Annotated in this window: 10 protein-coding genes; 3 read left to right on the top strand and 7 right to left on the bottom strand. The window is 68.9% G+C overall.

Going from position 1 to position 9,435, the window contains the following annotated elements:
- Positions 1-169 precede the first annotated feature (169 nt).
- On the bottom strand, positions 170-994 hold the full coding sequence (gene tsf / locus NL1_RS30260) for a translation elongation factor Ts (protein WP_067846491.1): 825 nt from the start codon (positions 992-994) through the stop codon (positions 170-172).
- 97 nt (positions 995-1,091) lie between these two features.
- Complete coding sequence (gene rpsB, locus NL1_RS30265; protein WP_067846494.1) at positions 1,092-1,907, bottom strand: 30S ribosomal protein S2; 816 nt, start codon at positions 1,905-1,907, stop codon at positions 1,092-1,094.
- 616 nt (positions 1,908-2,523) lie between these two features.
- On the opposite strand from rpsB, the gene NL1_RS30270 reads away from it, so the two are divergent.
- Together NL1_RS30270 and NL1_RS30275 are read left to right on the top strand one after the other, a co-directional pair.
- A complete protein-coding gene (locus NL1_RS30270; RefSeq protein ID WP_084511142.1) occupies positions 2,524-3,081 on the top strand; it encodes a M23 family metallopeptidase in 558 nt (185 codons plus the stop codon).
- A gap of 298 nt (positions 3,082-3,379) precedes the next feature.
- A complete protein-coding gene (locus NL1_RS30275) occupies positions 3,380-3,901 on the top strand; it encodes a DUF1990 domain-containing protein (RefSeq protein WP_067846501.1) in 522 nt (173 codons plus the stop codon).
- Between the two features lie 86 nt (positions 3,902-3,987).
- Here NL1_RS30275 and NL1_RS30280 read toward each other — a convergent pair whose 3' ends face one another.
- Both NL1_RS30280 and NL1_RS30285 read right to left on the bottom strand, forming a co-directional pair.
- Positions 3,988-4,587 carry a sigma-70 family RNA polymerase sigma factor gene (locus tag NL1_RS30280; RefSeq protein WP_067846505.1) on the bottom strand — a complete coding sequence of 200 codons (600 nt, stop codon included), beginning with the start codon at positions 4,585-4,587 and terminating at the stop codon, positions 3,988-3,990.
- A gap of 212 nt (positions 4,588-4,799) precedes the next feature.
- A complete protein-coding gene (locus NL1_RS30285; RefSeq protein WP_067846508.1) occupies positions 4,800-5,501 on the bottom strand; it encodes a GAF and ANTAR domain-containing protein in 702 nt (233 codons plus the stop codon).
- A gap of 236 nt (positions 5,502-5,737) precedes the next feature.
- Here NL1_RS30285 and NL1_RS30290 point away from each other — a divergent pair, with 236 nt between their 5' ends.
- Positions 5,738-6,472, top strand: a complete 735-nt coding sequence (locus NL1_RS30290; protein WP_067846511.1) for a GAF and ANTAR domain-containing protein — start codon at positions 5,738-5,740, stop codon at positions 6,470-6,472.
- 4 nt (positions 6,473-6,476) lie between these two features.
- Here the strand turns inward: NL1_RS30290 and NL1_RS30295 are convergent, their stop codons facing one another.
- The 3 genes from NL1_RS30295 to NL1_RS38300 form a co-directional block, all read right to left on the bottom strand.
- On the bottom strand, positions 6,477-7,175 hold the full coding sequence (locus NL1_RS30295; RefSeq protein ID WP_162272781.1) for a GAF and ANTAR domain-containing protein: 699 nt from the start codon (positions 7,173-7,175) through the stop codon (positions 6,477-6,479).
- Between the two features lie 124 nt (positions 7,176-7,299).
- The gene (locus NL1_RS30300) at positions 7,300-9,201 is read right to left on the bottom strand and encodes an alkyl/aryl-sulfatase (protein ID WP_067846518.1); all 1,902 of its coding nucleotides are present in this window, start codon (positions 9,199-9,201) and stop codon (positions 7,300-7,302) included.
- Between the two features lie 46 nt (positions 9,202-9,247).
- Positions 9,248-9,435: hypothetical protein (locus tag NL1_RS38300; protein WP_162272782.1), on the bottom strand; the 188-nt coding region annotated here is incomplete at its 5' end.

Raw genomic sequence — 9,435 nt, forward strand, 5'->3', positions numbered from 1 at the left:
ATACCGCAACACAAGGCGGTGACTATCCTGCCTTACTCGGTTTCGGCGACCGCAGAAGACCCCCTCCGACACCATGCTCGTGCGGAAATCGGGGTGTGGCATCCGCCGGACGCGGACAGCAGAAGGCCCCTCATCCGTCGTGGGACGGATGAGGGGCCTTCCACGGCTGTCAGGCCTGGCCGACCTCGAACCGCGCGAAGCGGCTCACGGTCACACCGGCCTCGTCCAGCAGGGCCTTGACGGTCTTCTTCGAGTCGGTGACCGACGACTGCTCGAGCAGCACGACGTCCTTGAAGAAGCCGTTGACGCGGCCCTCGGTGATCTTCGGCAGGGCGGCCTCGGGCTTGCCCTCCTCGCGAGCGGTCTGCTCGGCGATACGGCGCTCGTTCTCCACGACCTCGGCGGGAACCTCGTCGCGCGTCACGTACTTGGCCTTCAGCGCGGCGATCTGCATGGCGGCGGCGCGAGCGGCCTCGGCCGCGGCTTCGCCCTCGCCCTGGTACTCGACCAGCACGCCGACGGCGGGCGGCAGGTCCGAGGAGCGCTTGTGCAGGTAGGTCGCGACCGGGCCCTCGAAGGACACGGCGCGGCGCAGCTCCAGCTTCTCGCCGATCTTCGCGGCGAGCTCCTGCACGGCCTGGTCGGCGGTCTTGCCGCCCAGGTCGACGGCCTTCAGCGCGTCCAGGTCGGCGGGGCGAGCCTTGGCGGCGGCCGCGACGATCTGGTTGGCCAGACCCTGGAACTCGTCGTTCTTGGCGACGAAGTCGGTCTCGGAGTTGATCTCGATCAGCACGCCGTCCTGCGCGGCGACCAGACCCTCGGCGGTGGCGCGCTCGGCGCGCTTGCCGACATCCTTGGCGCCCTTGATGCGCAGGACCTCGACGGCCTTGTCGAAGTCACCGTCGGTCTCTTCGAGTGCCTTCTTGCAGTCCATCATCCCGGAGCCGGTCAGCTCCCGGAGCCGCTTCACATCGGCAGCGGTGTAGTTCGCCATCGGCGGCGAGCCTCCTTTGGAGAAGTTCAGTTACTGGGCAGCGGTGATCACCCTGACATTGCACGATGATCACCGCTGGAACAGCGGGTTACGAGTCTCAGGCCTCGGCCGGGGTCTCGGCGGACGCCTCGGCGCCCGGAGCGGCCTGCGCCAGCAGCTCCTGCTCCCACTCGGCGAGCGGCTCGCCCGCGCCCGCTTCCGGCTTGTCGTCGCCGGAGGCCAGACCAGCCCGCGCCTGCACGCCCTCGGCCACCGCGGAGGCGACGACCTTGGTCAGCAGCGCGGCGGAGCGGATCGCGTCGTCGTTACCCGGGATCGGGTAGTCGACCAGGTCGGGGTCGCAGTTGGTGTCCAGGATCGCGATGACCGGGATGTTCAGCTTGCGCGCCTCGCCGACGGCGATGTGCTCCTTGTTGGTGTCGACGACCCAGATGGCCGAGGGCACCTTCTGCATGTCGCGGATACCGCCGAGGGTCCGCTCCAGCTTGTTCATCTCACGCGTGAGCATGAGGATTTCCTTCTTGGTGCGACCCTCGAAGCCACCGGTCTGCTCCATGGCCTCGAGCTCCTTGAGGCGCTGCAGGCGCTTGTGCACGGTGGAGAAGTTGGTGAGCATGCCGCCCAGCCAACGCTGGTTCACGTAGGGCATCCCGACGCGAGTCGCCTCGGCCGCGATCGACTCCTGGGCCTGCTTCTTGGTGCCGACGAAGAGAACGGTGCCACCGTGGGCGACGGTCTCCTTGACGAACTCGTAGGCCTTGTCGATGTAGGTCAGCGTCTGCTGCAGGTCGATGATGTAGATGCCGTTGCGGTCGGTGAAGATGAACCGCTTCATCTTCGGGTTCCAGCGCCGGGTCTGGTGTCCGAAGTGCGCGCCGCTGTCGAGCAGCTGCTTCATTGTTACGACAGCCATAGCTCCCGTATCTCTCTTTCGTTGCCGGTTGACACAGTGGGTCGGCGACCCGCTGCCCTGGCGCCTCCGAATCGTCGGACCCGATCGGATCACCGATCGGGACCAGCCGACGATTCCCTGTTCCCACAGGCACTGCCGCGAACGAGCACTCTCGGAATTCGGGAGCTGAGGTTCGAACGGCGCCGTTACGAACAAGCACGGGTGGCGCGCGAAGTCGGTCCGTGCCGGGCACAGACCGCTTGATCAGTCTACGACCAGGTGCGCCCCTGACCTAAATCACCCTGGTCAGGGCGCTGCGACCAGCCGAAACACGCGATTTCCACAGGCGCGAGAGTTGTCCCCACACGCCGCATCGGGGATGTTCCGCGAGGTTCGAACACACGAAGGTCGAACCCATGCACCGACTTTCCCTCTCGATCACCGTGATTCTCCCGCTGATGTTCGTGCTTGCGCTGGGCGTCGCACGCCCCGCGACGGCGCACGGACGGCCGCCGTCGAGTTCTGATCCGGCCTGCGCTGGGTCGGCGTGCCTGCCGCTTCGCGCGCGCGACCTGCCATTCCTCCAACGCGCACCGCTACCCCTGCATGTGCCGGACGCGCGACTGCAATTCGGTCCATGAGGCGACGGTTGGAGCCGCCGGAATCGCTACGGCGGATGTCGGGATGGGCGGTTCTCCTCACTTTCGTCGTAGCCCTGCTCGCGGTCTCAGCGGACATGGCGGCGGCTGCGCCGGGCGGGGAGTTCGGGTGGCCGCTGCGGCCGCGGCCCGCGGTGGAGCGGCGGTTCGAGCCGCCGGCGCAGGACTGGTTGCCCGGCCATCGCGGTGTCGATCTGGCCGGGTCACCCGGGCAGACGGTGGTGGCCGCCGGAGCCGGGATCGTGGTTTTCGCCGGGACGGTGGCGGGAAAGCCGGTCGTGTCGATCGACCATCCTGGCGGGCTGCGGACGACCTACGAGCCGGTTCGGGCGCGGGTCTCGGTCGGGGTACGGGTGGCGCGGGGCGCCGCGATCGGGACTTTGGAGGAAGGACACGCGGGGTGCGCGACTGCCGCCTGTCTGCACTGGGGTCTGCGCCGGGAGGCCGGGCGGCGCGGGCGGCCCGAATACCTGGATCCGCTCGGATTGCTGCACTTCGCGCCGCTGCGTCTCGAACCGGTGGAGGCGACCGCGTGAAAAGTCCGGTCGGAAACAACCGCCGGGCGGTTCCGAGCGCGGCCGCGCCACGATCGGTTCTCACATCGCCGAGTCGCAGCGCAGACCGTGTCGCCGGGCAACATCGCGGGCACGTCCGCCACCTGGGAAGCCCGGCACGGTCGAGAACGACCGCCGTTCGGTTCCGAATACGAGCGACGCCACGATCGGATCTCACATCATCGAGTCGCAGCTCGAGCGGGGCCGCCGCGCAACATCACGAGAGCATCCGATGCGCGGGTCGCTTCCCTGCCGCCCGCAACCGGACCATGATCGAGAGATGGAGAATGCGCTCGGCGGTCCCTGGTTCACCTATCGCGAGCTCGGCGCCACCAGGGGTGAACTCCCCGAGGGGTATCACCGCTTCCGGTTGCGCCGTCGTCTCGGCAACGGAAGGGACCTGTTCGAGCGGGCGGGCGCGGAGATCCTCGCCTATCGGATGCAGAAGGGCGTCGGCATCTTCGGGCAGGCGAGCACGCCGACGGCCGAACCGGGCACCCTGCTCACCGTGCGCCTCGGAATCGGTCCGCTCGCCATCGTGGCGCCCTGCCGCGTGGTGTACGTACTCGACGACGACGAGAACCGGCGCGGTTTCGCCTACGGCACACTCCCCGGCCATCCCGAGATCGGCGAGGAACTGTTCGCGGTCGAGTACGACCCCGCCGACGACTCGGTCCACGGACTGGTCACGGCCTTCTCCCAGCCCAGCGCCTGGTACACCGAACTCGGCGGCCCGCTGGTTCGGCTCCTGCAGCGCGTCATGGCAGGCCGCTACCTCGCCACCCTGCCCACTCAGCCGTAGATCGGGCTCGCCTCCACCACACCGCAGCACAGCGCCCACTGAACCGCGGCAAGTCACCAACGGGCGTCCCGAGCCCGGGGGCGCCCTCATACTGCGGCCGCGAGCACAGATGCCAGCTGTGCCAGGCCCGATCGGATGCGGGATTTGACGGCGGGGAGGCCGACGCCGAGCAGTTCGGCGACCTGCGGGTAGGTGAGGTCGTGGTAGTAGGCGAGCAGGACGGATTCGCGTTGCAGTGGGGTCAGTGCAGCCAGTCCGGTTCGTACGCTGCGGTATTCGTGACGGCGCAGCACCTCGTCGGCGACGTGGTCGGCGGGTGGCCCGTAATCGCCTGCGGCCCAGGCTTGGTCGCGATCGGAGGCGGCGCGTTCCCGGCGCACCCGGTCCACGGCCTGCCGGTGCGCGAGCATCCCCAACCAGGTCGTCACCGAGCCGCGGCGCTCGTCGAAACCTGCTGCGCTGCGCCAGACCTGGAGGTAGACGTCGTGACAGGTCTCCTCGGCGTAGTCATAGTCGCGCACGATCGCGAGCACTCGCCCGAAGACGAGCGGACGGGTTCGGGCGTAGAGCAGTGCGTAGGCGTCGCGATCGCCGACGCCGATCCGGCGCACCAACTCGGCGTTGGTGACGGTGTCCGGAATCCGGTGGTGGATGGACGTGCATGTAGACAGAGCTAGCGAAACCATGATGCCCCCGATGGCAGCGGACGCTGACGAATGGACCACCCGTCGAGGACACGGACGGTGGTGTCGACTGCGGATTCCGGTCCGGGGGCATGGGTTTCGGACAACCGCCAGTAGCCAGACTACCGGTCGGTTCGGGCCCGCGCCGCCGCTTCGGACTCAGTTCCGAACGCCGAATCCGGACCGGCAGCCGAGTTCGGCGCCGCGAGCAAACCTCAGATCCGCAGACCGAGCTCGACGATGCCGCCCGCGACCGCGTGCACGCTCACCCGGTTACGGCGGGCGTGCGCCCGGATCAGCTCGTAAGCGGCCTGCGGTGTCGTGTTGCGCGCGTTGGCGATCACGCCTTTCGCCTGTTCCACCAGCACACGCGAGTCCAGCGCGTGCTGCAGCTGTTCGGTCAGCCGCTGCTGAGCCCGCAGCCGTTCGGCGGTGAGAATGTGCCCGGCCGTCATGCCCGCCAGCAACGCGCCCACCGACAGTTCCGGTTCGGTCCACTCGCGCGGGTCGTAGGCGTACAGGCCCAGCGCGCCGACCGTCGTCGCGCCGGACCGCATCGGAATCTCCGCGACGGCGCAAACGCCGTGGCGCACCGCGACACTCGTGTATTCCGGCCAGGCGGCATGCCGCTCGCGGACGTCGGCGACGGCGACCGGTTCGCCGTGGCGCAGGGCATCCAGCGCCGGTCCTCGCTCGCTGCTGCGCTGGCTGAGCGCGACCTCCGCCAGCGCCGCGGGGGTGGCGGCGACGACGCCGGGGTGTCCGTCGGCCACGAGCAGCACGGCGCAGCCAGCCAGGTCGAGGGCGTCGGTGGCACTGTCGATCACGCGGTGCAACGGCTCGATGACGTCACCGGGTTCGGGCAGCAGCCCGACGAGCCCGGACAAGGCCGTGACCAGCAGAGCACTGTCAGACATACCGAACCACCCCTGTACCGGCGAACCGCGCCCATTCGGAGATACCGCACCGCACCTGTCCAACACTCCATGGTATGGACCGTGAGCGACTCGCCGAAACACTCTGCTGCCCTGGCGATTCGGCCCATGATGCTGCAAGTGCGGTCGACACGAACGCTATTCGAGTGCAAACATGAAAGGTGAGGCTCCACTTCCGCTTGACTCAGCCGCCACTGCGATCACTCAGGGAGACCCACATGGGAGCACACGCGCCGCTGCTGGACGTGCTCGTGCGGTCGGTCGGCACGCTGACGAGCGATTTCGACGTGGTGGAGCTATCGCAGCAACTGGTCGACGCGTGTACCGAACTGACCGGCGGCGCCGAGGCAGGTTTGTTTCTCGGCGACCATCGGGGCGAGCTACGGGTGCTGGCCGCCACCGACGAGCGAGCAGGGTTGCTCGTCGAAACGATCGACGGGCCGTCCCGGCAGGCCTATCGCACCAGCAGCCCGGCGATCGTGGACGATCTCGCCGCCGCCATCCTGGTCTGGCCCGAATTCGCCAGGTACGCACTGGAACACGGCTATCGATCAGCCTACGCCCTGCCGCTGCGGTTGCGCGCCGACAATATCGGCGCCCTGACCATTTTCGGCGCCGCGCCGGGCGCACTGGACCGTGCCGCCGTGCGGTCCGGGCAGATCCTCGCCGACCTCGCCGCGATCGGCATCGCACAACACGTGCTGCGACCCCGGATCGAACCGATGCAGGCCAGATTGCCGGTGGCGCTGCAGGATCGGGTGGTCATCGAGCAAGCGAAGGGAGTGCTGGCCGAGCGCGGTGATCTCGATATGACCGAGGCGTTCGGGCGCTTGCGGGCCCACGCACGGCGATGCGGACTCCGGCTGGCCGAGCTGGCAGGGGCTGTGGTGGCGGGTAGCGTCGATGCGGCGGTCGTGCTGGCCACGCCCGCCGAGCGCGAGGCGTCGCGGTAGTGGTTCAGCGCGATCCGTTGTCGAAACGGACGCGCCGCCGGAGCACCCGCTCGGCGGCCTCGGCCAGCGAAATCCCCTGGTGCATGGCGTAAGTCCGCAGTGTGGCGTAGGCGTCGGCGGCGCCGACACCGCGCTGGGCGATCACCATGCCCGCGGCCTGGTGGATCGACGCGCTCGTCAGCGGCTGGCGCAGCCACTCGCCCGCGTGCTCGGCCGAACCGGATCGCGCCGATACCAGGTGGGCGGTGATGATGTCGGCGATGTGCAACCCGGCGGAAATCATGGCCTCGTCCACCCGACCGGGGCTGGCCCGGTACAGATCCAGCGCGCCGAATCGCACCGCCCCCAGCCGCAGCGGCATCGCCGTCAACGCGCCGGTCACCGGTTCACGGGACAGCGCCGCGGCGAAGCCGGGCCAGCGTCCGCAGTTCGCGGTCAGATCGACGACGGAAACCGGCACACCGGTGGCCACCGCGTCCACCGCCGGTCCCTCCCCGACCGTCGCCTGCACCGTCTCGACCCGCGCGGCGATCTCGTCGCTGCTGCACCACGGCTGCACGCCCACATCGCGTTCGTCGATCATGATGGCGGCCCGCTGCACCGGGAGCACCTGCACGGCGGCCTGGCACGCGGCCGAGAGATCGCCCCCGCCGCGGCGCAGCGCCGCGAGGAATCTCTCGGTGAGTGACTCGAACCCCGCCACGCCCATCCTATGAACCGCCTGGAATCGACCGGCAGCAGCCAGAATAGCGAAATCCCTTGGCGCGCGGAGCTACAGCGGGGCGGTCAGCGCGTCCGCCTCCGCGCGCAGCATGTTTCCATCCCGCTCACGGTGTCACGATGGCGAAGTCCGGGTCGGGCTCGTCGAACACCCCGACCAGGGCGGCGAGCTTGGTCGGATCGCCCTCGATGGCGATGTCGCCCGCGGCGGCGGCCACCCCGAAGTCCTCGCCCTGCAACAGGACTCGGATCATGGTCGCCCTGGTGAGGGTGAACTCGGCGTCGGCGGCGGGCAGCTCGACACTCTTGGGGCGGTCGTAGTGGGTCAGCCTGCCGTTGCGCAGTTCCAGCCGGTACACGCGGCCCTCGTCGGTGAGGTGCCAGTCGGTGGTCACCTGCATGTCCCATGCCTTCGGGCCGTCCACGCGCAACGCCATGGCGTCGAAGATCTGCTCGATGCTCAACGCGGTCAGCATGGACGACGAGCTGACCTTGGTCGGGGTGCCGAACGAGCCGTAACGCAGTTCGTAGGCGCCGCTGAGGTAGAAGTTGCGCCAGGTCGCGTTCTCGGCGCCGTATCCGAGCTGCTCGTAGGCCGAGGCGAGCAGGTCCTTCGCCGCCTCGTTGCCGGGTTCGGCGAAGACCACGTAGTTGACGACCTGCGCGACCCAGCGGAAGTCGCCCGCGGCGTAGGACTCGCGCGCCTTGCGCAGCACTTCCTCGGCACCGCCCATGAATTCCACGTGGCGACGGGCCGATTCGACGGGCGGGTGCTCCCACAGGTGCGCCGGGTTGCCGTCGAACCAGCCGAGGTAGCGCTGGTAGATCGCCTTGACGTTGTGGCTGACCGAACCGTAGTAGCCGCGGGCATGCCAGGAACTCTCGAGCGCGGGCGGCAGCGTCAGCTGCTCGGCGATCTCCGTGCCGACATAGCCCTGGTTCAGCATCCGAAGCGTCTGATCGTGCAGGTAGCCGTACAGATCGCGTTGCAGGGCAAGGTATTCCACCAACCGCTCGGTACCCCAGGTCGGCCAGTGGTGGGAGGCGAACACCACATCGGACTCGCGCGCGAACAGGTTGATGGCCTCGGTCAGATACCGGGCCCACACGTGCGGATCGCGCACCAGCGCACCGCGCAGGGTGACCAGATTGTGCAGGGTGTGGGTGGCGTTCTCGGCCATACACAGCGCGCGGCGATCGGGGAAGTAGAAGTTCATCTCGGCGGGCGCCTCGGTGCCCGGCGTGATCTGGAAGACGATCCGCACGCCGTCGACCGTCAGTTCCTGGCCGGTCTCGGTGATGTCCACGGTCGGCGCGATCAGGGTGACCGTGCCGATCGAGGTGGTCTGACCGAGCCCCGCGCCCACCTGACCGAGCGGGCCCCTCGGCAGCACGGCGCCGTACATGTAGGCCGCGCGGCGCGCCATCGCGGTGCCCGCGTAGATGTTCTCGGACACCGCGTGTTCCAGGAACCCGGCGGGCGCGATGACCGGAATCCGGCCCTCCGCGGCGTCTTCCTGGTCGGCGACCCCGAGGGCGCCGCCGAAGTGGTCGGCGTGCGAATGGGTGTAGATGAGCCCGGTGACCGGGCGGTCGCCGCGGTGCTCGCGATACAGCCGCAGACCGGCGGCCGCGGTCTCGGCGGAGATCAGCGGATCGATCACGATGACGCCCCGATCGCCTTCGACCAGAGTCATATTCGACAGATCCAAGCCGCGGATCTGGTAGATCCCGTCGGTCACCTCGTACAGCCCTTGCGCGGCGACCAGCCCCGACTGCCGCCACAGGCTGGGGTGGACGGAGACGGGGCACGGCTCGCGCAGGAAACCGTAGGAGTCGTTGTCCCACACCACGGATCCGTCGTCCTGGGTGACGACGCCGGGCTCCAGCGCGGCGAGAAATCCGCGCTGGGAATCGGCAAGGTCGGCATCGTCGGCGAACGGCAGCATCGTCTCGGCGCGCTGCTGCGCGGCGACGATCACCTCGGTCGGCTCGGTCACTTCGGGCATCGTCCTCCTCCTTCGTCTCGGCCGAACTCGTCTGTCCTGGACTGGATCACCTCGGTGGGACCGTGAAACTCAGTGCGATACCGACGCCACCGGCGAACAGAACTGCCAGCGTCGTCACGGCGACGACGCCGTCGGGCCTGCCGCGGTGGCCGTGGCGCAACCACCGGCTGCGCAGGGCGCCCGCGACCGCCACCGCGACCATCGTCAGCGCCGCGGCAGCGGGGGCGATCGCGG

It is taken from the genome of Nocardia lijiangensis NBRC 108240 (assembly GCF_001613045.1).
In the GTDB taxonomy this organism is placed as follows: Bacteria; Actinomycetota; Actinomycetes; order Mycobacteriales; family Mycobacteriaceae; genus Nocardia; species Nocardia lijiangensis.